At 68.0% G+C, this 20,237-nt stretch carries 25 protein-coding genes; 14 read left to right on the top strand and 11 right to left on the bottom strand.

Annotation, left to right across the window (positions count from 1 at the left end; translation table 11 throughout):
* Position 1: 1 nt before the first annotated feature.
* Genes IE88_RS0101480 through IE88_RS0101470 form a run of 3 tightly spaced genes read left to right on the top strand, consistent with a single transcriptional unit; the run spans position 2 to position 2,570 of the window.
* Positions 2 to 373 carry a DUF983 domain-containing protein gene (locus IE88_RS0101480; RefSeq protein WP_031549369.1) on the top strand — a complete coding sequence of 124 codons (372 nt, stop codon included), beginning with the start codon at positions 2 to 4 and terminating at the stop codon, positions 371 to 373.
* Positions 370 to 1,059, top strand: a complete 690-nt coding sequence (locus tag IE88_RS0101475) for an SURF1 family protein (RefSeq protein ID WP_031549367.1) — start codon at positions 370 to 372, stop codon at positions 1,057 to 1,059. The genes IE88_RS0101480 and IE88_RS0101475 overlap by 4 nt, the downstream gene beginning before the upstream one ends.
* Positions 1,056 to 2,570 (top strand): BCCT family transporter, encoded by a 1,515-nt coding sequence (locus IE88_RS0101470; protein ID WP_051881356.1) that lies wholly within the window; start codon positions 1,056 to 1,058, stop codon positions 2,568 to 2,570. The genes IE88_RS0101475 and IE88_RS0101470 overlap by 4 nt, the downstream gene beginning before the upstream one ends.
* On the opposite strand, the gene IE88_RS0101465 is transcribed toward IE88_RS0101470, so the two are convergent.
* From IE88_RS0101465 to IE88_RS16995, 6 genes are all read right to left on the bottom strand, one after another.
* On the bottom strand, positions 2,522 to 3,064 hold the full coding sequence (locus tag IE88_RS0101465) for a hypothetical protein (RefSeq protein WP_031549364.1): 543 nt from the start codon (positions 3,062 to 3,064) through the stop codon (positions 2,522 to 2,524). The two genes, IE88_RS0101470 and IE88_RS0101465, sit on opposite strands and share 49 nt — an antisense overlap.
* A gap of 163 nt (positions 3,065 to 3,227) precedes the next feature.
* The gene (atpF, locus tag IE88_RS0101460) at positions 3,228 to 3,851 is read right to left on the bottom strand and encodes a F0F1 ATP synthase subunit B (RefSeq protein WP_051881355.1); all 624 of its coding nucleotides are present in this window, start codon (positions 3,849 to 3,851) and stop codon (positions 3,228 to 3,230) included.
* A complete protein-coding gene (locus IE88_RS0101455) occupies positions 3,835 to 4,431 on the bottom strand; it encodes a F0F1 ATP synthase subunit B family protein (RefSeq protein WP_081871336.1) in 597 nt (198 codons plus the stop codon). The genes atpF and IE88_RS0101455 overlap by 17 nt, the downstream gene beginning before the upstream one ends.
* A gap of 53 nt (positions 4,432 to 4,484) precedes the next feature.
* Entirely contained in the window at positions 4,485 to 4,709 is a 225-nt protein-coding gene (locus tag IE88_RS0101450; RefSeq protein ID WP_031549358.1) for a F0F1 ATP synthase subunit C, read from the bottom strand.
* Between the two features lie 76 nt (positions 4,710 to 4,785).
* A complete protein-coding gene (locus IE88_RS0101445; protein ID WP_031549356.1) occupies positions 4,786 to 5,550 on the bottom strand; it encodes a F0F1 ATP synthase subunit A in 765 nt (254 codons plus the stop codon).
* Between the two features lie 49 nt (positions 5,551 to 5,599).
* Positions 5,600 to 5,947 (bottom strand): AtpZ/AtpI family protein, encoded by a 348-nt coding sequence (locus IE88_RS16995; RefSeq protein ID WP_051881353.1) that lies wholly within the window; start codon positions 5,945 to 5,947, stop codon positions 5,600 to 5,602.
* A gap of 138 nt (positions 5,948 to 6,085) precedes the next feature.
* Between IE88_RS16995 and IE88_RS0101435 the strand changes: the two genes are divergently transcribed.
* Together IE88_RS0101435 and IE88_RS0101430 are read left to right on the top strand one after the other, a co-directional pair.
* Positions 6,086 to 6,298, top strand: a complete 213-nt coding sequence (locus tag IE88_RS0101435; RefSeq protein WP_031549352.1) for a hypothetical protein — start codon at positions 6,086 to 6,088, stop codon at positions 6,296 to 6,298.
* A gap of 9 nt (positions 6,299 to 6,307) precedes the next feature.
* Positions 6,308 to 6,508: a hypothetical protein gene (locus IE88_RS0101430; RefSeq protein WP_031549350.1), complete on the top strand. Its 201-nt coding sequence runs from the start codon at positions 6,308 to 6,310 to the stop codon at positions 6,506 to 6,508.
* On the opposite strand, the gene purB is transcribed toward IE88_RS0101430, so the two are convergent.
* Positions 6,505 to 7,812 carry an adenylosuccinate lyase gene (purB, locus tag IE88_RS0101425; RefSeq protein WP_031549348.1) on the bottom strand — a complete coding sequence of 436 codons (1,308 nt, stop codon included), beginning with the start codon at positions 7,810 to 7,812 and terminating at the stop codon, positions 6,505 to 6,507. The genes IE88_RS0101430 and purB overlap by 4 nt on opposite strands.
* Positions 7,813 to 7,901: 89 nt before the next feature.
* Positions 7,902 to 8,609, bottom strand: a complete 708-nt coding sequence (locus IE88_RS0101420) for an SDR family oxidoreductase (RefSeq protein ID WP_031549346.1) — start codon at positions 8,607 to 8,609, stop codon at positions 7,902 to 7,904.
* Between the two features lie 95 nt (positions 8,610 to 8,704).
* On the opposite strand from IE88_RS0101420, the gene IE88_RS0101415 reads away from it, so the two are divergent.
* Positions 8,705 to 9,091 (top strand): YkgJ family cysteine cluster protein, encoded by a 387-nt coding sequence (locus IE88_RS0101415; RefSeq protein ID WP_031549344.1) that lies wholly within the window; start codon positions 8,705 to 8,707, stop codon positions 9,089 to 9,091.
* Here the strand turns inward: IE88_RS0101415 and IE88_RS0101410 are convergent.
* A complete protein-coding gene (locus IE88_RS0101410; RefSeq protein ID WP_081871334.1) occupies positions 9,025 to 9,603 on the bottom strand; it encodes a lysozyme in 579 nt (192 codons plus the stop codon). The genes IE88_RS0101415 and IE88_RS0101410 overlap by 67 nt on opposite strands.
* Before the next feature lie 227 nt (positions 9,604 to 9,830).
* On the opposite strand from IE88_RS0101410, the gene dksA reads away from it, so the two are divergent.
* From dksA to IE88_RS0101385, 5 genes are all read left to right on the top strand, one after another.
* Positions 9,831 to 10,253, top strand: a complete 423-nt coding sequence (dksA, locus tag IE88_RS0101405; protein ID WP_031549340.1) for an RNA polymerase-binding protein DksA — start codon at positions 9,831 to 9,833, stop codon at positions 10,251 to 10,253.
* A 185-nt stretch (positions 10,254 to 10,438) separates the two neighbouring features.
* Positions 10,439 to 11,080, top strand: a complete 642-nt coding sequence (locus IE88_RS16165; protein WP_036766405.1) for an XrtA/PEP-CTERM system exopolysaccharide export protein — start codon at positions 10,439 to 10,441, stop codon at positions 11,078 to 11,080.
* Positions 11,081 to 11,174: 94 nt separating this feature from the next.
* On the top strand, positions 11,175 to 13,109 hold the full coding sequence (locus IE88_RS0101395) for a porin family protein (RefSeq protein ID WP_031549336.1): 1,935 nt from the start codon (positions 11,175 to 11,177) through the stop codon (positions 13,107 to 13,109).
* 18 nt (positions 13,110 to 13,127) lie between these two features.
* Complete coding sequence (locus tag IE88_RS16990; protein ID WP_051881351.1) at positions 13,128 to 14,621, top strand: AAA family ATPase; 1,494 nt, start codon at positions 13,128 to 13,130, stop codon at positions 14,619 to 14,621.
* A 56-nt stretch (positions 14,622 to 14,677) separates the two neighbouring features.
* The gene (locus IE88_RS0101385) at positions 14,678 to 15,103 is read left to right on the top strand and encodes a hypothetical protein (RefSeq protein WP_031549332.1); all 426 of its coding nucleotides are present in this window, start codon (positions 14,678 to 14,680) and stop codon (positions 15,101 to 15,103) included.
* Here IE88_RS0101385 and hemF read toward each other — a convergent pair.
* Entirely contained in the window at positions 15,100 to 15,975 is an 876-nt protein-coding gene (gene hemF, locus IE88_RS0101380; protein ID WP_031549331.1) for an oxygen-dependent coproporphyrinogen oxidase, read from the bottom strand. The two genes, IE88_RS0101385 and hemF, sit on opposite strands and share 4 nt — an antisense overlap.
* A 164-nt stretch (positions 15,976 to 16,139) precedes the next feature.
* On the opposite strand from hemF, the gene petA reads away from it, so the two are divergent.
* Genes petA through IE88_RS0101365 form a run of 3 tightly spaced genes read left to right on the top strand, consistent with a single transcriptional unit; the run spans position 16,140 to position 19,035 of the window.
* A complete protein-coding gene (gene petA / locus IE88_RS0101375) occupies positions 16,140 to 16,772 on the top strand; it encodes a ubiquinol-cytochrome c reductase iron-sulfur subunit (protein ID WP_081871333.1) in 633 nt (210 codons plus the stop codon).
* Positions 16,773 to 16,775: 3 nt separating this feature from the next.
* Positions 16,776 to 18,110, top strand: coding sequence for a cytochrome b (locus tag IE88_RS0101370; protein ID WP_031549327.1), 1,335 nt, complete (start codon positions 16,776 to 16,778; stop codon positions 18,108 to 18,110).
* A 4-nt stretch (positions 18,111 to 18,114) separates the two neighbouring features.
* Positions 18,115 to 19,035, top strand: coding sequence for a cytochrome c1 (locus IE88_RS0101365; RefSeq protein WP_031549325.1), 921 nt, complete (start codon positions 18,115 to 18,117; stop codon positions 19,033 to 19,035).
* Positions 19,036 to 19,105: 70 nt separating this feature from the next.
* Here the strand turns inward: IE88_RS0101365 and IE88_RS0101360 are convergent, their stop codons facing one another.
* Positions 19,106 to 20,224, bottom strand: a complete 1,119-nt coding sequence (locus tag IE88_RS0101360; RefSeq protein ID WP_031549323.1) for a THUMP domain-containing class I SAM-dependent RNA methyltransferase — start codon at positions 20,222 to 20,224, stop codon at positions 19,106 to 19,108.
* Positions 20,225 to 20,237 lie beyond the last annotated feature (13 nt).

Here is a 20,237-nt window from a genome sequence, read left to right as displayed (position 1 = left end):
CTTGGCGGAACACCGCTATCCGCCCGCCGACGCGAAGAAGGCGGGGCTGGCGGGGCGCTGCCCCCGCTGCGGGCAGGGCAAGCTGTTCGACGGCTTCCTGAAGCTGAAAGAGGCCTGCCCCGTCTGCGGGCTCGACTACTCCAAGGCCGATTCGGGCGACGGGCCGGCCTTCTTCATCATGTCGATCGTCGGCTTCGTCACGGTGGCGGCGGCTTTCCTCCTGCGCTTCGCCTTCGGATTGCCCGCCGGGGCCGTCCTGCTCCTGACCTTCCTGCTGACGATCGTCCTGACCGCGGTCAGCCTGCGCCCGGCCAAGGGACTGATGGTCGCGCTGCAATACCGCAATCAGGCTGCCGAAGGCCGGCGGCATTGACGCTCCGCCCGGTCCTTCTGGCCTTCGCCGTTCCGGCCTTCTTGATCCTGATGGCCCTCGGCACCTGGCAGGTGCAGCGCCTCCAGTGGAAGCTCGACCTGATCGAGCGGATCGAGGCGCGGACAGAGGCCGCGCCCCTGCCTCTCGAAGAGGTGCTGGAGGGAGATTGGCGGGAACTCGAATATACGCCCGTCCGCGTCTCCGGCCGCCTTGTGGGGGAGGAGGTGGCCCATGTCTTCGGCACCTATGAGAGCCAGCCGGGCTGGTTCGTCTTCCAGCCCCTGGCCCTAGACGGGGCGGAGAGCGTTTTACTGGTCAACAGGGGCTTCGTGCCGGATGACGAGCGCGCGGACGGCTATGGCGGCCTCGGGGGCCGCCCATTCACCGGTCTCCTCCGCCTCTACAGCACGCCTTCGGGGATCGCGCGCCTGGTCCGTGCCCCCGACGATCCGGCGGCCGGCAGCTTCTATGCCCGCGACCGGGCGAGCCTGCTCGCTGCCTTCCCGGGACTGGAGGGCGAAGAGGTGCTGCCCTTCTATCTCGACAGCACCATGCCGACCGAGCGGCCGAGGGGGGGAACCACCCGCCTCGAATTCTCGAACAGGCATCTTGGCTATGCCATCACCTGGTTCGGCCTCGCGATCAGCCTGGTCGGCATCTGCCTCCTCATGATGCGTCGCCGATGAGGCTCCTGCCGCACGCCCTGGTCGGCGCGGGCACGCTCCTAATCGTACTTTTCCCCGGGCCGGCGGCGCTGTGGCTGCGCCAGGCGGCGGATTGGTTCCTCCTGCATTTCGGCCGGCCCATCCTCTGGGGGGCGAGCGCATGCGTCGTCCTGTGCGCGGTCCTCGCCGTGATCCCGGCCGGAAGGGTGCGGATCGGGGGCCAGGAGGCAGTGCCGGAATTCGGCACGTTCACCTGGCTCTCAATGCTCTTCGCCGCGGGCATGGGGGCGGGCCTCGTCTTCTGGGGCGCGGCCGAGCCGCTCATCCACGCGGGCCAGCCGCCGCCGGGCACCGAGGGCGAGGCGCTGCACCACGCCCTTGCCCTGACGCAGTTCCATTGGTCGCTCCACGCCTGGGCGATCTATGCCATCGCCGCTCTCGCCGTGGCGCTCAGCCTGCGCCCCGGCCGGCCGCCACTGCCCAGCGCGCCTTTCCCGTCCCTTGGCCCCGCAAAGCGCAGGCTGCTCGACTGGACGGCGCTGATCGCGGTCCTGTTCGGCGTCGTGGCCAGCATGGGGCAGGGCCTCTTCCAGATGGGCGCAGGGCTCGAGATCCTGACCGGACAGGCGGTGCCGGATGGCAGAGGCCCTCAGGTCGCCGCGCTTCTTCTCCTGTTCGCCGCCTACGCGGTCTCGGTCGCGACAGGCCTGCATCGGGGCATCGCCGTCCTGTCGGTCCTCAATGTCGGCCTCGCGCTCTTGCTGATGGGTTTCGTTCTCGTCACCGGATCGACGGGCGCGATCCTCCGGACGCTCGCGCAGACGAGCATCGCCTATCTATCGGAATTACCCCGCCTGTCTCTCGAGATCCGGCCGGAAGGGGCGGGGCGGCAATGGACCCGGGACTGGTCCCTGACCTATTTCCTCTGGTGGGTGGCATGGACCCCCTTTGTGGGCGTCTTCATCGCCAGGATCAGCATCGGACGCACGGTGCGCAGCTTTCTGGCCGGCGTGGTCCTGGTTCCGTCTCTTGCGACCCTTGTCTGGTTCTCGGTCTTCGGAGGCGCTGCCCTGTCGGCCGAGGCCGGTGGCGCATCGCTCGGTGTGACGGACTTCGCCACCGCGCCGCAGGCGAGCTACGCGCTTCTGGGAACCCTGCCATTCCCCGTCCTGAGCCAGGCTCTGACGCTGCTCCTCGTCTTCCTCTTCCTCGTGACGAGCGCGGATAGCGGCGCCTATGTGCTCGGCCTTTTCAGCAGGAATGGCGAACCGGCGATTGCCGAGCGGCTCTACTGGGGCAGCGTGCTCGCCGCGCTGACGGGCGCGGCGATCTGGTCGGAGAGCGGTCAGTCGGTGACGCGGGCTTTCGCGGTCACGGGCGCCATTCCGCTCAGCCTTCTCTTGGCCGCTCAGGCAGGCGCGCTCCTTCTGTTCGCGTTTGGGAGCGCGCTGCCTCAGCGCGGGGAAAGGTCTGGCCGGCAGCGTCAGTCGTCGCGGCCGAAATCGGCCTCCCGGCCCGTATCGCGGCGATAGGCGGTCTCGGCCTCGATCATGCGCCGTTCGCCGCGGCGCACCAGCTCCTCGCCTTCGCGGATGCGTTCCTGGTTCTCCCGAATGTCTTCTCGGGCCTTGGCGACGTCGCGGCGCTCGTCCTGCACGTCGTCCTCGAGATCGTCCACGCGCTCTTCGAGCTGATCGAGCGAGCGGCGATCGCTGGCCTCGGCGTCCGAGAGGAGGAGCGCGGCGTCATAGGCTTCGCGCGCCTGGCGGAGGTCCTGTTCGGTGGCGGCGAGGCGGCTCGTCTGCTGGGCCAGCTCGGAGCGGGCCTCTTCCACGCCCGTCCGGCCGCGCTCGATCAACCGGCGCCCCCGCTCGACATCCCGCTGCCCTTCCTTCCAGGCATCTGCGATGTCTTCGATTTGCGTGGCGAAGTTGTCTTCGCGCTCTTCGTTCAGATTGAGAGAGCTACAGCCGCTCGCCGACAGAACGATGATGGCCGACAGGACAAAAGGTTTACGCAGAATCATTCCGGACCCGCTCCTAAAACACTCGCAGCATTTGTAGGGAGGAAGAGGAGCTCTTGCCAAGCGGGCAGGGCGAGCACTGCCCGGCGGTCAGGTCACGAAACTGTCATCGGCCGCCGGAGGGGAGGGGAGGGGCGGGGCGAGCCGCAAGGCCGCCCCGACCGGATCAGTTCAGGCGCGTGCCGACTTCGCCGATCGCGCGGTCGATCAGCGCTTCCTGCGCGCGCGCGTCGACCCTGTCGGCGATAATGCGGCGCGCCGCTGCGACGGCGAGATCGGCTGTCTGGCCGCGCATGTCCGCGACGGCCTGCGCCTCGGCCCGCGAGATGCGTTCCTGGGCGGCCTTTGTCCGGCGAGCGAGTTGCTCGTCGATCTGCGCGCGAGCCTCGCGGGTCATGATCTTCGCATCGGCCTTGGCCTGGTCGATGATGGCCTTGGCCTCGTCTTCGGCTTCGCGCTGCTGCTTCTGGTAGTGCGCGAGCAGCGCCTGCGCCTCTTCGCGAAGCTCCCGCGCCTCGTCGAGCTGGCTGCGGATGCCCGCTGCGCGCTCGTCCAGCGAGCTCTTTACCCGCTTGTGGACGCCCTGCCAGAACAAGAGGCCCAGAACGAGCACGAATGCGACGAGGACCCACAGATTGGTGTCCTCGAGCGGGCTGCCATAGGCGGCGTGAGCATCGATGCCGGCATTGGGATCGGCCAGTGTGCCGTCGTCGATCGTCAGCTCGTCGCGGACATCGTCTGTGAAATCGTCCTGCTCGGACTGCAGGTCAAGCTCATGCTGCTCTTGCACGGGCTTCGCTCCTTACATTGCTGAGCGCTTCATTGACGGTCTCCTGCGAGGGAGTCTCGTCGATCAGCGCCTCGACGATGGCCTGGGTGGTCTCGCGTGCCGCCTCGGCAACCGCGTCGCGCGCCTTCTCGGCGGTCTCCGCGATGCGGGCTTCGGCTGCGGCGATCTCGCCCTCGAGCCGCGTCTCGCTCTCTTCTTCCATCTCCGCGATTTCGGCGTCGATGGAGGCCTTGGTCTCCGCCGCGATGCTGGCTGCGCGGGCGCGCGCATCGGCGAGCGCCTTCTCGTAGCCGGCCTCGGCTTCCTCGGCCTGCCGCTTGAAGTCGGCGGCCTGGTCGTAGTCGTCCGCGATGCGGTTACGCCGCTCTTCGATGACGCCGCCGAGGCGGGGCAGGAAGATCCGGCTCATCACGAAATACAGCGCGCCGAAGGTCAGGAGCAGCCAGAAGATCTGGCTGGCATAGGTCGACGGATCGAGCTGCGGCAGGCCGCCCGCTTCCTCGCCCGGAACGGGCTCGGCGGCGATGGCCATGCCGATCAGAGCGAGCGCGGAGGCTCCGGCCGTAAGGTAAGCACGCATCAGGGGCACCACGCTGGCGGCGGGCGCCGGACAAGCCGACGCCCGCTCACCGATCAGGAGAAGAGGATCAGGAAGGCGATGACGAGCGCGAACAGGCCCGTCGCTTCGGTCAGGGCGAAGGCGATGAAGAAGTTGCCGGTCAGGCCCTGGGTGGCGGAGGGGTTCCGGAACGCGCCCTGCATGAAGTTGCCGAACAGGATGCCGAGGCCGATGCCCACTCCGAAGAGAGGGAGAACGGCGAGCCCCGCGCCGATGTATTTCGCTGCTTCCGCGGTCATTTTTGATCTCCGTTGATGGCCGCTTGGGCCGGTCGTGAATGGCCGATCGGCCAGGCTGGGTGAAGGATACCGGCCGCTAATGCGCCGGGTGAAGCGCGTCCTGAAGATAGATGCAGCTCAGGATCGCGAAGACGAAGGCCTGCAGGAAGGCCACGAGGAACTCGAGAATGAAGACGCCGACAATGCCGATCAGCGGCAGGATCGAGATGGCGGAGAGGACGCCGCCCGAAACGATCAGCACGGCGACGAAACCCGCGAACACTTTGATGACCACGTGGCCGGCCAGCATGTTGGCGAAGAGACGGACGGACAGGCTGACCGGGCGCGACAGGAAGGAAATGATCTCGATCGGCGTGATCAGCGGCAGGAGCCAGACCGGCACGCCCGAGGGCACGAAGAGGCGCAGGAAGGCGAAGCCGTGCTTGAAGAGGCCGTAGAGCACCACGATCCCGACCGAAAGCACCGCCAGCGTGAAGGTCACGATGATGTGGCTCGTCGGAGTGAAGGTGTGCAGCGCCGCCGGCGTGCCGGGTGTGGAGGGCAGGAGGCCGAGAAGGTTCGCCAGGAAGACGAAGACGAAGAGCGTGAAGATATAGGGAAAGAACCTGCGCCCGTCCTCGCCGATCGTGTCGCGCACCATCTTGGCGATGAATTCGTAGATCACCTCGGCCGAGCCCTGCGCGCCGCCGGGGACGAGCTCGGAACGGCGGGTCGCCCATGTGAAGAAGAGGAGCGCCGTGCCCAGCGAGATCAGCATCCACAGCGAAGCATTGGTGAAGCTCAGATCGAGCCCGTCGCCGAAGGAGAGGGGCACGATGGGCACGATCTCGAACTGCTCCATCGGCCCGGCGGCGACGCCGCGGGCCAGGCTGAACAGCCAGGAAGTCAGATCAAACGCCGGGTTCATCCCTAGTTCCCTCTTCTGCGGACTCCGCCGAGCCCGCCATCATGCCGCGATAGACCCCGCGCAGGCCGGCTGCGAAGCCGAAGAGAAGCCCGATCAGCAGGCCGATGACGGCGCCGCCCAGAAGCCCCCCGATGAAATACCCAAGTCCCGCGCCCACGAGGACGGAGACCACGAACTCGATGGCGATGCGAAGGCCGTCTCCCATCGCCGTATCCGCCCGCGTCCGCGCGGGTGCGGGATCGAGCCCCGCTGCCGTCCGCCCCTTGGCGACCTTCTCTCCCAGACGATCGAGATCCGCTCGGGAATAGGAGTGCTGTTCAGGGTCGGTCATGGCCGGAGAATCGCGAGAGCCGTCCTCACGCCGCATCGTCGTTCCGCGGGCGTCTAACGGCGCTGGTGAGAGGGGTCAAGCGAGGCGGGCGAACCGGAGCCTTTCGGCCGTGTTCCCAAAGGCACAGAGGAGACTGGAATGCTCGACCGCCCCGCCGCCAAGACCGCCGCCGCGAAAGCGGCGCTCGCCGTGATCTCCGTCGCATTCGCGCGGCGCTATCCGGCCAGCCGCACGCTCGTCGTGCTGCCGCTCATCCAGGCGGGCCTGTCGCTCTACAAGGCGCGGCAGCGGGCCGAGCAGGTCCGCAAGCTGCGGCGCCGGCCGGGGAGCCGGCTGCGCCGCCTGACATAGGAGGGCACGATGGCGAAATCGGCATTCGGCAGGAAAGCCGCGATCAAGGCGGCGAGCTTCGGAGCGAAGGCCGTCGTGCGGCGCCATCCGCTGGGCCGCGCCGCGCTTCTCGCAGTCAAGGCGGGCCGCTGGGCCCATGGCGCGAAGCGCCGCGGAGACACGCTCCGCGGCACGATGCCGCAGGCGGACAGACCGACGCCCGGCGCCTAGGCCTCGCCGAAGACCCGCTCGAAGACCGTGTCCACATGCTTGGTGTGGTAGGACATCTCGAAGAGCGGCTCGATCTCGGACGGGGGCAGGTAGCCCGTGACTTCCCCATCCGAGCAGAGAGCGTCCATGAAGCTCGCGCCCTCGTCCCAGACCTTCATCGCATTGCGCTGCACGAGGCGGTAGCCGTCCTCGCGGCTCGCGCCCGCCTGGGTGAGGGCGAGGAGGACCCTCTGGGAGAAGACGAGGCCGCCGAGGGCGTCGAGGTTCTCCTGCATCCGCTCGGGCGAGACGACGAGCTTTTCGATCACCCCGGCGAGGCGGTGGAGGGCGAAATCGAGATGGATCGTCGAATCGGGCGCGATGCCGCGTTCCACCGATGAGTGGGAGATGTCCCGCTCATGCCAGAGCGCGACATTCTCCATCGCGGGCACGACGGCCATGCGCACCAGGCGGGCGAGGCCGGTCAGGTTCTCGGTCAGGATCGGATTGCGCTTGTGCGGCATGGCCGAGGAGCCCTTCTGCCCCTTGCCAAAGAACTCCTGCGCCTCGCGCATCTCCGTGCGCTGGAGGTGGCGGATCTCGACCGCCAGCCGCTCGATCGAGGAGGCGACGACGCCGAGCGCCGCGAAATAGGCGGCATGGCGGTCGCGCGGAATGACCTGCGTCGAGACGGGCTCGGGGGTGAGGCCCATCTTCTCTCCCACATGCGCTTCGACGGACGGATCGACATTGGCGAAGGTGCCGACCGCGCCGGACAGGGCGCAGGTGGCGATCTCTTCTCTTGCGACGAGAAGTCTGCGCTTTGCCCGGTCGAACTCGGCGTAATAGCCCGCGAGCTTGAGGCCGAAGGTCATGGGCTCGGCATGGATGCCGTGGCTGCGGCCCACCGTCGGCGTCATCTTGTGCTCGAAGGCGCGGGCCTTGAGCGCGGCGAGGACGCGGTCGACGCCGCCGAGCAGGAGGTCGGTCGCCCGCGACAGCTGCACGGCGAGCGTGGTGTCGAGCACGTCAGAACTCGTCAGGCCCTGATGAACGAAGCGCGCCTCCGGTCCGACGATCTCGGCGAGATGGGTGAGGAAGGCGATGACGTCGTGCTTCACCTCGCGCTCGATCTCGTCGATCCGCTCGACGTCGAAGACCGCGTCCCTGCCTTTCGCCCAGATGGTCTCGGCCGCCTCCTTCGGGACGATGCCCAGTTCCGCCATCTTGTCGGCGGCGTGGGCTTCGATCTCGAACCAGATCCGGTACTTGGTCTGCTGGTCCCAGATGGAGGACATCTCTTCGCGGGCATAGCGGGGGATCACGGCGGGCTCCTTGCGAGGGAAAGGCGGGATGGGCCGGGGGGTAGAAGCCTGCCGCCGCCCTGTCGAGGCTCCCGCCCCGCCAAGGCGCTTCAGGCATAGATCATGCGCCTGGTCATGCCGCCGTCGAGAACGAGCTCCGCGCCCGTGGCGAAGCCCGCCCCTTCGAGATAGGCGACCGCCTGGGCGACGTCTTCGGGGCGGCCGACGCGGCCCGCGGGGTGCTGGGCGTGATCCTCCTCGCTCAGATCCTCGCCGTCGACGTCGATCCAGCCCGGCGAGATCGCGTTGACCCGCACGTCGGGGCCGAGGCTGACGGCGAGGGAATGGGTCAGCGCGACGAGGCCGCCCTTGCTCGCGGCATAGGCATGGGTGTCGGGCTCGGACTGGTGGGCGCGGGTCGAGGCGATCAGGACCATCGCGCCTTTTGCCCGCCGCAGCGCCGCCTCGGCATGCTTGGCGAGCAGGAAGGCGGCGGTGAGATTGCTCGCCAATATCCTGTCCCATTCCTCGCGGCTCGTCTCTCCGAGCGCGCCGAACCGGCTCTCACCGGCATTGGAAACGATCAGCCCGAGCGGGCCGAGCGCCGCGGCCTCGGCGACGAGGCGACGGACATCCTCCTCGCGTCCCACATCGGCCTGCACCGGCTGGCCGCGGCCCTTCGCGGCCTCGGCCAGGCGGGTCTCGTCCCTGTCGGCGAGGACGACGCGCCAGCCATCCTTCGACAGGCGGTCGGCGCAGGCGAGGCCGATGCCGTGCGCGGCGCCGGTGACGATGGCGGTTCTCGTTTCCTCTGGCATGGAGGGGGACTCCTTCTCCGGCTTCCGGTGCGGGAACAGGCGCGGGCGCCGATCGTCTTCTTGCCAAATGCGGGAGAGCGGGCGATGCCGTCGTCATGACCAAGGCCAAGACGAAGCGGCGCAAGGGCTATGACTGCCTCGACTGCCCCGCCTATTGCTGCTCCTACGCGCATATCCCGGTGACGCAGGAGGATGCGCGGCGGCTCGCCGAGTATTTCGGCCTGGACGAGGAGGGGGCGCGCCGCCGTTTCTTCAAGAAAGGGGATGCGGACAGCCCGCTCGTCCTCCGCCACAAGGCGGACGAGCATTTCGGCACGATCTGCCGCTTCATCGACACCGAGACCCGCGGCTGCACGGTCTATGAGGCGCGGCCGGCCATCTGCCGCGAATTCCCCTCCCAGAAGCGCTGCGGCTATTACGACTTCCTGACCTTCGAGCGGGAGGTGCAGGACGACGAGAGCTGGATCGCCACGACGTCCTGAAGCCGCAGGGGACCGGGCGGGGCCTGCAGGCAGGCGGGGGCCGGGCAGGGCGGCTCGAGTGGCGCTGCGGCTTCGAGGAACAGCGCCGCTTCGGCCGCCCGCCGCCTGACGAGGCCGGGCAGCACCCGCTTCTCGCCGCCGATGGTCGCCTTGTTCCACCAGCCGATCGCCTCGGCAGCGCCCCTCCCGTCGCCCGCCTTGAGGCGCGCGAGCGCCGTCGAGCGCGCGAAGGCGCCGATTCCGATGTTGTATGAAAGCGACACCAGCGCATCGAATTGCTGTTGCGGCAGACGGCCGACAAGGCGCCGGACCGCCTCCTCGAAACGCCCGAGGTCGCGGGCGAGCAGCGCCTCGGCCTCCGATGCCGTGATCTCCGCGCCTGCGCGCGCCTGTCCGCCCGTATGGCCGTAGCCGATCGTCCAGACGCCCGCCACGTCCCGATAGGCCTTCAGCCGCAGGCCTTCGAAGCGCTTGATAAGCGCGATGCCGATGTCGCTCGTGCGCTGCATCATCCCTCCCGCTGACCCTCTTTCCGGTCGCCGCCGGACAGGCAGGGTAGGAGCAGGATGCGGAGCGGGGACAAGATCGCTTACGCAACATTCATCCAATCGAGACACACACGCGTGAGCAGGACCGCTTGTTCGCTGTCCGGACGGTGTCTATAGCGCGCGCCATGGGATGCGACGCGTCCCGTCACCAGGTCCCGGGCGGTCGAGGACATGCCGGGGAGGAGAGGCCGATGGCAGCGACCACGACCACGACCGAGGAATATCGCCCGAGCGAAGACGAGCCGTTCATGAACGAGCGGCAGCTCGAATATTTCAAGCGCAAGCTGCTCGCCTGGCGCGAAGAGATCCTGCAGCAGAGCCGGGACACGATCAGCGAGATGCAGGATGCCAGCCTGCACCTGGCCGATCCGACGGACCGGGCATCCACCGAGACCGATCACGCCCTCGAGCTGCGCACGCGCGACCGCCAGCGGAAGCTGATCTCCAAGATCGATTCCGCCCTTCGGCGCATCGAGGCGGGCGATTACGGCTATTGCGACGAAACCGGCGATCCGATCTCGCTGGGACGCCTCGAGGCGCGGCCGACGGCGACCTTGTCGCTGGAGGCGCAGGAGCGCCACGAGCGGCAGGAAAAGGTTCACCGCGACGACTGACGCGCTCGGCCGGCATGCAGCTGCTCTCGGCGACCGGCCACAGCGCTATCATCGCATTCCGTTCCGTCCTAGAACCCGCCCGATCCCGTCGCGCGGGCCGACCGGCTCCGCGGCATTTCTTGCATGGCTGCGGGCCGACGCCGAAGCGCGGCGCCCGCGGGAGGAGGACGAGACGCATGCTCACCATGAAGAAGACTGCTCTGCCGCTGGCTCTGGCCGGCCTGCTCGGCCTTTCCGCCTGCGTGACGCCGCAGCCGGAGCTGTCGAGCCTCGATGGCTCCGTCACCGGGAACAGCGAGGGGGAAGCCCCCGACGATCTCGGGCCGGAATATCTCGTCGGGCCCTATGACCAGCTTCAGGTCTTCGTCTGGCGTGCCGAAGAGCTCTCCACCGACGTCACGGTGCGGCCCGACGGGCGCATCTCCACGCCGCTGGTCGAGGACATGCTGGCCGCCGGCAAGACGCCGTCCGAGCTGGCGCAGGACATCGAGGCGGCGCTCGCGGAATATGTGAAGACGCCCGAGGTGACGGTCATCGTGGACCGCTTCTCCTCCACCGTCGACCAGCAGATCCGCGTGCTCGGCGAGGCGCAGCAGCCCGCGGCGCTGCCCTACCAGTCCGGGATGACCGTGCTCGACGTCATGCTCGGCGTGGGCGGCCTGACCGAATTCGCGGCCGGCAACCGGGCCAAGCTGATCCGCGGCCGCGGCGAGGAGCAGCGGACCTATCGCGTCCGCCTCAACGACCTGATGCGTCAGGGCGATGTCAGCGCCAATGTCGAAGTGCGGCCGGGGGACGTGATCCTCATACCGGAAAGCCGCTTCTGATCGAAGCGCCGGCGCCCGGAGAGGCGCCGGGCCTTGCCGGACGGACGGCGGGACTGGCGGACCAGCCGCCAGCAGAGGGAGCCAGAGCGACATCATGAAGACAGCATCTTCGTTCCGGCCGCGCCGGCATGGACTTCTCGGCGCGAGCGCCGTCCTGGCCCTGTGCGCGTGCGGCGGCGCCCTCGCGCAGACGGGGCAGGAGGCCGAGCCGCGGCCGGGGGATGCCGGCCGGGGCAATGAGCGGCAGGTCCAGGGCCTCGTCTCCCAGTGGAACCTGAACCTCAACGCCACCTATTCCGACAATTTCAGGCGCCTGTCCGAGCAGCGCCGCCGCTTCTTCGAGCGCGACGGCGATCTGGTGACGCAGCCGACGCTGGTCGAAGTCGTGAACCCCGACGGCACGCCGGGCATCGAGCTGGTGGATGTGCCGATCTCCCAACTCGTGGAGGTGGAGCCCCCGGACAATGTCATCGGCTCGGCCTCCCTGCGCGGCGCGACGGTCTATGACCGGCCCGGCCTCACCGGCATCGTCCAGGGCGGCGTCCGGATCAGCGCCTATGCCGATACGCAGGACGTGAACCAACGCCTGGCAGAGACCGTCGACGCCCCGCTGCCCGGCGGGATCGAGGACACCGACAGCATCACCTTCGGGATCAGCGCGGTCGACGAGGTCTTCATCGATCCGGATATCGCGGCCTCGGCGACGGCGCGGCTGGTGCCGGACCTGCTCTTTTTCGACGCGGCGGCCGTCGCGCAGCAGCAGGCTCTGTCGCGGCGCAGCGATATCGAGCAGGAGAGCGCCGGGCGGCTGGACGACCAGGCGACCTTCATCGGCGGCTCGCTGAGCCCCTATGTCTTCCGCGAATTCGGACGCGACGGCACGTTGGAAGCCCGGTACCGCTACACCAATGTCTTCGTCGCGAACGAGAACTTCCGCCAGGACGCGGCGGCGGCGGAAGAGCTGGGCCGCCCACCGGATTTCAGGTTCTCGAACGATTCGGTGGCGCATGAAGGGCTGCTGGAATTCCGGAGCGGAGACCTTCTCGACCGAATTAGCTTCGCCCTGCGCGGCGTGGCGAACAGCACCGAAGAAAGCGGCAGCGACGTGCTGGACCAGGTCGATCTGGAACGGCTCTCGGCCGCCGGCGAAGTCGGCTACGCCCTCAATCGCAGCGTCACCCTGACCGGCGAACTCGGCTATGACGAAGTCTCGCTGACGCAGACCGATCCACGCAGGATCGGCGGCCTGCCCAATTCCCTCAACGAGGACGAGCTGTCCGGAGTGTTCTGGAATGTCGGCTTCATCGCCGTTCCGGGACGGAAGACACGGTTGTCAATGGCGGTCGGCGAGCGTTTCGGCGGCACGCTGATCGAGATCGAGGGCAGCTACAGGCCCTCGCCGCGCGTGAACCTGACAGCCGCCGCAGACAGGCAGCTCGAGACGGGCACGCAGGACGCCTTCCGCGGCTTCGGCGCCTTGAACTCCCGGACGCTCCGAGTGGTCGACGATCTCGCGGACATCCAGGGCGGCTCGGCGCAGCGCCTCCTCGAGCAGGCGGTGAGCTTCCAGAGCGGCTTCAACGACGTCCAGCGGCGGCAGGCCGGGGCAGGAGCGTTCGACCGCTATCGCCTCGGCGCGGTCTACAACAATCGGCGCACGCAGTTCGGACTGAGCGCCTATTACACGAAGAGCGACAATTTCGGCCGCTCCAACGAGATCTCGTCGCTGAACTTCTCGGCCCGGCGGCAGCTCACCCGCCGGACCTCCGTCAACGCCCAGATGCGCGCCATCCGCAATGAAGGTGTCTTCATCGAGGACACTTTGCTCGGAAGTGACCTGGATCAGGACATCACCACCAGCGGCGGCACGACGCAGCTCTTCGGAGCGATCGGCGCCGCCTACCGCCTCGGCCCGCGATTCTCGCTGACCGGCCGCGTCTACCGTTCACAACGGGAAGGCGAAGGCACTGGCACGCGACTTGATTACGAGGAGAATGCCGTGAGCGCCGGCGTGAGCTGGACGTTCTGAAGCGATGCAGGATCCGTGATGATAGAGGAGCACTTCGGTCTGGACAGGGCGCCGTTCCGCCTCGCCCCCGATGCAAGCTTCGTCTATCAAAGCGAGCCGCACCGCCGCGCCATGGCGCATCTGCGCTACGGCATCCGGCAGGCCGAGGGCTTCGTTCTCATCACCGGGGAAGCCGGGGTCGGCAAGACCGTTCTCGTCGAGCATCTCCTGGCCGGTCTTCAAGGAACAGGAACGCTGGCCGCCCTGCTGCCGCCCGGCCCGGCGCCGGCGGATGACATGCCGGGCCGCGTTCTGGAGGCGTTCGAGCAGCGGCGCGAGGACGGGGCCGAGCCCCTGCGGGCGCTCGAGGCGTTCCTGTGCGAGCGCCGCGATGAGGGGCAGCGGGCCTGCCTGATCATCGACGAGGCGCAGCGGCTGTCGAACGAGGCGCTCGAGGCCCTGCGGCTTCTGTCCAATCTCAGCGCCGATGGCGAGGCGCTGCTGCAGATCTGCCTGATCGGGCAGCCCGAGCTGCGCGAGCGGCTCTACCGGACGGAGATGGACCGCTTCCGACAGCGCATACTCGCCTCCTATGCCATGCCGCCGCTCGGTCCTGCCGATGTCGGCGCCTATCTGTCCTACCGGATGCGCGCTGCCGGCTCGGAAAGCGCGGACACCGTCTTCACCGCCGAAGCCGCAGAGGCGATTCATGCTGCGACGAACGGCGTGCCCCGGCGGGTGAACATGCTGGCCGCGCGCCTTCTCGCCCAGGCCGCCATGTCCGGTGCGGATCGGGTCGGCGCCTCGGACGTCGAAGAGGCCGTGCAGCGGGAAGAAGAGGGCCTCGTGCCCGATCCCCTCATGCCCGAACCCGCCGTGCAGAGTCCGGGGGCGGCCGGTGAGGAAGACGCGGCAAGCCACCCTCGAGGACCGTTCCACGACGCCTATCACGCCGAGATCGAGCGCAAGCTCGCGCTTCTGACGGCGCCCGTCGAGACCGAGGACGGACCGCCGCTCGCCGAAGAGGATGCGGAGGAGGCCCGGGAGCCGGTGGCGGCGCAGCTGACGCAGCGAAGCCCCTCCGGCCCCGTCACGGTCGGCGACATCAACGCGGCCATCCGCTCGATCCAGGAGCGGCCCGTCGAGGCGCCGCGCCTTCGGGCGACCTCGCCGCAGGAGCTGATGCTGGCCGGTGCCCGCCGGGCTGCCAATGATGCGGTGGCGCGGCCGCCCGCAGAGGATGCGCCCGATAAGGAGGATGAGCGCGAGCGACCTTCGCCTGCCGGGGGGCCCGAAGCGGCGCAGCCTGAAAAGCCGTCCGAAACGCGTCCCGGAACGCGCAGCGAGGGGCACGAGATCGTCGCGGGCTTCGTGGGCGAGGTCGAGGCCGCCCTGAATGAGCTGCGCGGCCTTCTCGGCGATCTGCGCGAGCGCACCGACGCCCTCGATGCGGAGCGGCGGTCGCGCCGTGCCGAGCTCGGCGAGAAGGTGGAAGAGGCGATGCGCCGCCTCAGCGAGTTGCGGCGGGAGTAGGGCGGGCGGGCGAAGCGCGCTAGGACCGTTTCCACGCCTGCCGAAGAGCTTCCGCGATGATCCGCCTTCTTCTCTCTCTCGCCCTCGCCGTCGGCGCCTATTTCGGCCCCTGGCTCGATCTGGGCGGCGAGGTCACGGGCGAGGCCTTTGCCGGCGTGACCGCCGATTGCGTGCTGACCGGGCAGTTCGAGAAGGAAGAGGCATGCCTGCCCGAGGGCGGTCTGCTCGGCCATCTGGTCGCGGTGACCACGGCGCTGGCCCTCCTGTCGGCGCTCGCGAGCTTCCTGGGCGCTCTGCCGGTGATCGGCCGCATCGCGCCGGTCATCGCGATCCTCGCGGGACTGGGTGGCATTCTCGCTTTCGTCGCCGCCGGCCTTCGGGGCTTCGAGCCGCTCTTGTGGGGGGCCTTCGCCACTGGCGGCTTCGGCTTCCTGCTCGTGCTGGCCGGGGCGGGCCGGATCGGCGGGAAGAAGACCGGCTAGGGCCAGCGCGCGAGCGGGGGCAGGCTCGACAGGATGCTGTCGACATTGCCGCCGGTCTTCAGGCCGAAGGTCGTGCCCCGGTCGTAGAGCAGGTTAAATTCGGCATAGCGGCCGCGGCGGAACAGCTGGTGGTCCCGCTCTTCGGGCGACCAAGCCGTACCCATGCGGCGACGGACGATGCGCGGATAGATCTCGAGGAAGCGCGTCCCGACATCCCTGGTGAAGGCGAAATCGGCGGCCCAGTCGCCGGAGTTCAGCCGGTCGTAGAAGATGCCGCCCACGCCGCGGGCCTCGTTCCGGTGCGGCAGCCAGAAATAGCGCTCGCATTCTTCGGAGTAGCGGGCATAGGCCGTTTCCTCATGAGGGTCGCAGGCCGCCTTCATCGCCGCATGGAAATCGCGCGTATCCTCGTGATCGGCCGTGCGATAGGCGTCCATCATCGGGTTGAGGTCGCCGCCGCCGCCGAACCAGCTCTTCGTCGTCACGATCATGCGCGTGTTCATATGCGCCGCGGGGGCGTGCGGATTGCGCGGATGGGCGATGAGGCTGATGCCGGAGGCCCAGAAGCGGGGATCCTCCTCGGCGCCCGGGATCGCGTGCCGGAACTCCTCGGAGAATTCGCCATGCACGGTCGAGCAGTGAATGCCGGCCTTCTCGAAGACGCGGCCATGCAGCATGCCCATCACGCCGCCGCCGGCCTCGACCTCTCCATCGCCCGAGCGGCTCCACGGCGTGAAGGCGAAGCGGGAGGAGGCGCCTTCGCCGTAGAGATCCGACGGCGCCTCGGCCTCGATCGTCTCGAAGGCGGCGCAGAGACGGTCGCGCAACGCCTCGAACCAGGCGCGGGCCTGTGTCTTCCTGTCCTCTAGCATATCCATCCGCAGCGGGTAGAACCTGGGCCATCGCGCTTCAAGCGCTCCTTGCCGCGACGCTGCACCGCGTTCCTTCGGGACATCTTCAAGTGTATGTCATCTGGACGAGGCGGCGCGCGCGTGGCACACGCGCCCGAACCCAGAGATTCACGCTGCGAGCAGACATGAGTTCCACCACAAACAGCACTGGCGGCTACGAGGCGGAGGCCGTCCGGGTCAGCGGAAGCAAGCCCGAAGGTCCGACCGTCGAAGTCGACGAAGGTCGCCGCGACTTCATCCACCTTCTCGCCGCGGGCACGGCCGCGGCTGCGGGCGTCGGGGTCCTCATCCCGCTGATCTCGCAGCTCGCGCCCGATGCGGCGGTGCGGGCCCTTGCGACGAAGGAGGTCAATATCTCCGCGATCGAGCCGGGGCAGGCGATCAAGGTCATCTGGCAGGGCAAGCCGGTCTTCATCCGCCGCCTCACCGAGCGTGAGCTGGCGGTCGACGAAGAGACGCCGCTTTCCGCCCTCAAGGACGCCGATGCGCGCAACGAGAACGCGGCCGGCGAGGCGACGGTGGAGAACAGGATCGCTTCGGGCGATTTCGTCATCGTCCTCGGCGTCTGCACGCATCTCGGCTGCGTGCCGCTCGGCACCGACACCGGCGACAATCGCGGCGATTACGGCGGCTGGTTCTGCCCCTGCCACGGCAGCCACTACGATAGCCTCGGCCGCATCCGCAAAGGGCCGGCGCCGCAGAACCTCGCGGTCCCGCCGCTCGAATTCCTCACCGACACCACGATCAGACTGGGGTAAGCCATGTCCCATGAAAGCACCTATGTCCCGGGTACGGGCTTCGAGCGGTGGGTGGACAAGCGCCTGCCTCTGGTCCGCCTCGGCTATGACAGCTTCATCGACTTCCCGACGCCGAAGAACCTGAACTACTGGTACACCTTCGGCGGCATCCTCTCGATCATCCTGGTCTGGCAGATCGTCACCGGCATCGTGCTGGCGATGCATTACACGGCCCATACCGACTATGCGTTCCAGTCGGTCGAGATGATCATGCGCGACGTGAACTATGGATGGCTGCTGCGCTATGCGCACTCCAACGGCGCCTCCATGTTCTTCATCGCCGTCTATCTGCACATCGCACGCGGCCTCTATTACGGCTCCTACAAGGAACCGCGCGAGATCCTCTGGGGCCTCGGCGTCGTCATCTTCCTCCTGATGATGGGCACCGCCTTCATGGGCTATGTCCTGCCCTGGGGTCAGATGTCCTATTGGGGTGCCACGGTGATCACCTCGCTCGCCTCGGCGGTCCCCCTCATCGGCGATCCGATCAAGACGCTGCTCTGGGGCGGCTTCGCGGTCGACAATCCGACGCTGAACCGCTTCTACGCGCTTCACTACCTGATGCCGTTCCTGATCGCGGGCGTCGTGATCCTGCACATCTGGGCGCTGCACGTGCCGGGGAACAACAACCCTTCGGGCGTCGAGGTGAAGACCAAGAAGGACACCGTTCCCTTCCACCCGTATTACACGGTGAAGGACGGCTTCGCGATCGTCTGCTTCTTCATCCTGTTCGCGGCCTTCCTGTTCTACATGCCGAACACGCTGGGCCACCCGGACAACTATATCGAGGCGGACCCGATGGTGACGCCGGCGCATATCGTGCCCGAATGGTACTTCCTGCCGTTCTACGCGATGCTGCGGGCGATCACCTTCGACATCGGCATCCCCTTCACGGACATCGTCCTGATCAACTCCAAGCTCGGCGGCGTGCTCGTCATGCTGGGTTCGATCCTGATCCTGTTCGTGCTGCCCTGGCTCGACCGGTCCAAGGTACGCTCCATGCGCTATCGCCCCGTCGCCAAGCTGTGGCTGATCCTGTTCTTCCTCGATGTGTGCCTGCTCGGATGGCTGGGCGCGCAGCTGGCCGAACAGCCCTATATCCTGATCAGCCAGCTCGCGACGGCCTATTATTTCGCCTACTTCCTGATCGTCCTGCCGGTTCTCGCCATAACCGAGACGCCGAAGGCCCTGCCGCGCTCGATCTCGGAATCGGTGACGGCCGACAAGGCGGGCATGCGCAAGCGGAAGACCCCTGTGGGCATGACGGCGGGCGGTTCGCACCCGGCCCCTGCGGAGTAAGAGAATGACGCTCAAGAGAACCCTCGCGGCGCTCGGCGCCGTCCTCCCCCTCGCGCTCGCCGGCGGCGCTTCCGCCGCCGAGGGCAAGATCAAGGAGCTGAAGGAGCCCTCCTGGACCTGGGAAGGCATTTTCGGCCGCTACGACCAGCAGCAGCTCCAGCGCGGCTATCAGGTCTATCGGGAGGTCTGCTCGAGCTGCCACTCGATGAAGCTGGTCGCCTTCCGGCACCTCGCCGAGGATGGCGGTCCCTTCTATCTCGAGGAGTGCCCGGTCGAACTGGGCCTGCCCTCGACGACCGACTGTTCGGATCCTGCGGCGAACCCAATCGTCAAGGCCCTCGCGGCGGACTATCAGATCGAGGCCGGTGTCGACGATTCGGGCGATCCCCTGATCCGTCCCGGCCTGCCTGCCGACTATCTGCCCTCGCCCTATGCGAACAGGCAGCAGGCCATGCTCGCCAATGGCGGCGCCTATCCGCCGGATATGAGCCTCCTGGTGAAGTCGCGGGTGAAGGGCCGGAACTACATCTACAGCCTCATCACGGGCTATGAAGAGCCGCCGGCGATCCTCGATGTGCCGCCGGGCCAGTACTACAACCCCTATTATCCGGGCGACACGGCCAGCATGGTCCGTGAGGAATATCTCGATGAGGAAGGCCACATCCTCCACGAATACGAGCTGCCGCCGGGCGGTGCGTTCAAGATGGCGCCGCCTCTGCAGGACGGCATCGTCACCTATGAGGACGGCAGCCCCGAGACGGTCGACCAGTATGCGCGCGACGTCGTCTCCTTCCTCCAGTGGTCTTCCGAACCCAAGCTCGAACAGCGCAAGGAGATGGGGGGCTTCGTGATGCTCTACCTCTTCGCCTTCGCAGGCATCGTCTATGCGAGCTACCGCCAGATCTGGCGGAACGTGGAGCACTGAGGAGAAGGCGCAGCCCTCTTTTCGAACTCATAAGGAAGCCCGCCTCTTCATGAGGCGGGCTTCTTCGCTTTCAGTCGCCAAGCGCACTCGTCCGGAAGAGTTGGACCCGCAGCGGCCCGTGCGGGACGGGTGGGCCGGGGTCGAGGAAGGGAAGGCCGGTCGCGCGGGCGAGGCGCGGCTCGCTGGTGACGAGGCCGACGCGCCAGCCCTCGAAGCGCTCGCGGAGCGTCCGGCCCAGAGCCGCATAGAGCGGCGCCAGCGCGCCCGTGTCGCCGATCCGCGCGCCGTAGGGCGGGTTCACCATGACAAGGCCCTTGGGTCCTTCGGGAGGCGTGAACTCGCTGACCTGCATCTGCGCGAAGGTCGTGATGGAAGCGAGGCCCGCCCGCCCGGCATTGGCGCGGCTGGCCTCGACGGCGCCGGCGTTCCTGTCCGAGCCGAAGAATCGCAGATCCGTCTGGCGCGCAGGCATGGTGTCTTTCAGCGATGCCCAGGCATCGGCGTCGAAATTGGCGAGCCTTTCGAAGGCGAAGCTGCGGCCTCGCCCGGGCCACAGGCCGGAGGCGATCTCCGCGGCCTCGATCGGAAAGGTGCCCGAGCCGCACATGGGGTCCAGCAGGGGCTCCTCGCCCTTATAGCCGCAGGCGCGCAGGAAGAGCGCCGCCATCGTCTCGCGCATCGGCGCCTTGGCGACGGCCTGCTTGAAGCCGCGCCGGTGCAGCGGCTCGCCCGAGCTGTCGACGCTCAGCGTGCAGATGTCCCTGTCGATCCGCAGCAGGATCCGGAGCCCCGCATCGGGAGAGGGGAGAGCCCGGGTTGCCGCCCCGATGGCCCGTTCCGCCCGCTCCTGCGCCGCGCCCGAATGATAGATCTTCGACCGGCTGCAGCTCGCCTCGACGCGGAACGGCGTGCCGGGCGCAAGAAGACCGCGCCAGCCGGCCGCGCCGGCCTTGCGTTCGAGTTCGGAAAGCTGGGTCGCGCGGAACTGGGCGAGCCGGACCAGAACCCGGCTCGCGCCGCGCAGCTGCAAGTTGGCGCGCCACGCCTCCTCCCATCCGCCCCGCGCATGGACGCCGCCGGGGAGGGCGCGCGTTGCGCGGAAGCCCGCCGCCTTGGCCTCGCTGCGCAGCAGCGGTTCGAGGCCGGGCGGGCAGGCGAAGAAGAGGTCTCGGTCGTCGGATGCTGTCATTGCGCCTTGTCGG

The sequence above is a fragment of the Parvularcula oceani genome, assembly GCF_000733125.1.
GTDB classification, from domain to species: domain Bacteria; phylum Pseudomonadota; class Alphaproteobacteria; order Caulobacterales; family Parvularculaceae; genus Parvularcula; species Parvularcula oceani.
The sequence above is the reverse complement of the archived record's forward strand: the minus strand, read 5'-3'. Positions and strand labels throughout refer to the sequence as shown.

Coding starts and splice junctions, on each gene's coding strand:
- IE88_RS0101470 (WP_051881356.1), top strand. CDS start 1,056: ATGAGGCTCCTGCCGCACGCCCTGGTCGGCGCGGGCACGCTCCTAATC.
- IE88_RS0101465 (WP_031549364.1), bottom strand. CDS start 3,064: ATGATTCTGCGTAAACCTTTTGTCCTGTCGGCCATCATCGTTCTGTCG.
- IE88_RS0101455 (WP_081871336.1), bottom strand. CDS start 4,431: ATGCGTGCTTACCTTACGGCCGGAGCCTCCGCGCTCGCTCTGATCGGC.
- IE88_RS0101450 (WP_031549358.1), bottom strand. CDS start 4,709: ATGACCGCGGAAGCAGCGAAATACATCGGCGCGGGGCTCGCCGTTCTC.
- IE88_RS0101445 (WP_031549356.1), bottom strand. CDS start 5,550: ATGGAGCAGTTCGAGATCGTGCCCATCGTGCCCCTCTCCTTCGGCGAC.
- IE88_RS16995 (WP_051881353.1), bottom strand. CDS start 5,947: ATGACCGACCCTGAACAGCACTCCTATTCCCGAGCGGATCTCGATCGT.
- IE88_RS0101435 (WP_031549352.1), top strand. CDS start 6,086: ATGCTCGACCGCCCCGCCGCCAAGACCGCCGCCGCGAAAGCGGCGCTC.
- IE88_RS0101430 (WP_031549350.1), top strand. CDS start 6,308: ATGGCGAAATCGGCATTCGGCAGGAAAGCCGCGATCAAGGCGGCGAGC.
- IE88_RS0101420 (WP_031549346.1), bottom strand. CDS start 8,609: ATGCCAGAGGAAACGAGAACCGCCATCGTCACCGGCGCCGCGCACGGC.
- IE88_RS0101415 (WP_031549344.1), top strand. CDS start 8,705: ATGACCAAGGCCAAGACGAAGCGGCGCAAGGGCTATGACTGCCTCGAC.
- IE88_RS0101410 (WP_081871334.1), bottom strand. CDS start 9,603: ATGATGCAGCGCACGAGCGACATCGGCATCGCGCTTATCAAGCGCTTC.
- dksA (WP_031549340.1), top strand. CDS start 9,831: ATGGCAGCGACCACGACCACGACCGAGGAATATCGCCCGAGCGAAGAC.
- IE88_RS16165 (WP_036766405.1), top strand. CDS start 10,439: ATGAAGAAGACTGCTCTGCCGCTGGCTCTGGCCGGCCTGCTCGGCCTT.
- IE88_RS0101395 (WP_031549336.1), top strand. CDS start 11,175: ATGAAGACAGCATCTTCGTTCCGGCCGCGCCGGCATGGACTTCTCGGC.
- IE88_RS16990 (WP_051881351.1), top strand. CDS start 13,128: ATGATAGAGGAGCACTTCGGTCTGGACAGGGCGCCGTTCCGCCTCGCC.
- IE88_RS0101385 (WP_031549332.1), top strand. CDS start 14,678: ATGATCCGCCTTCTTCTCTCTCTCGCCCTCGCCGTCGGCGCCTATTTC.
- hemF (WP_031549331.1), bottom strand. CDS start 15,975: ATGCTAGAGGACAGGAAGACACAGGCCCGCGCCTGGTTCGAGGCGTTG.
- petA (WP_081871333.1), top strand. CDS start 16,140: ATGAGTTCCACCACAAACAGCACTGGCGGCTACGAGGCGGAGGCCGTC.
- IE88_RS0101370 (WP_031549327.1), top strand. CDS start 16,776: ATGTCCCATGAAAGCACCTATGTCCCGGGTACGGGCTTCGAGCGGTGG.
- IE88_RS0101365 (WP_031549325.1), top strand. CDS start 18,115: ATGACGCTCAAGAGAACCCTCGCGGCGCTCGGCGCCGTCCTCCCCCTC.
- IE88_RS0101360 (WP_031549323.1), bottom strand. CDS start 20,224: ATGACAGCATCCGACGACCGAGACCTCTTCTTCGCCTGCCCGCCCGGC.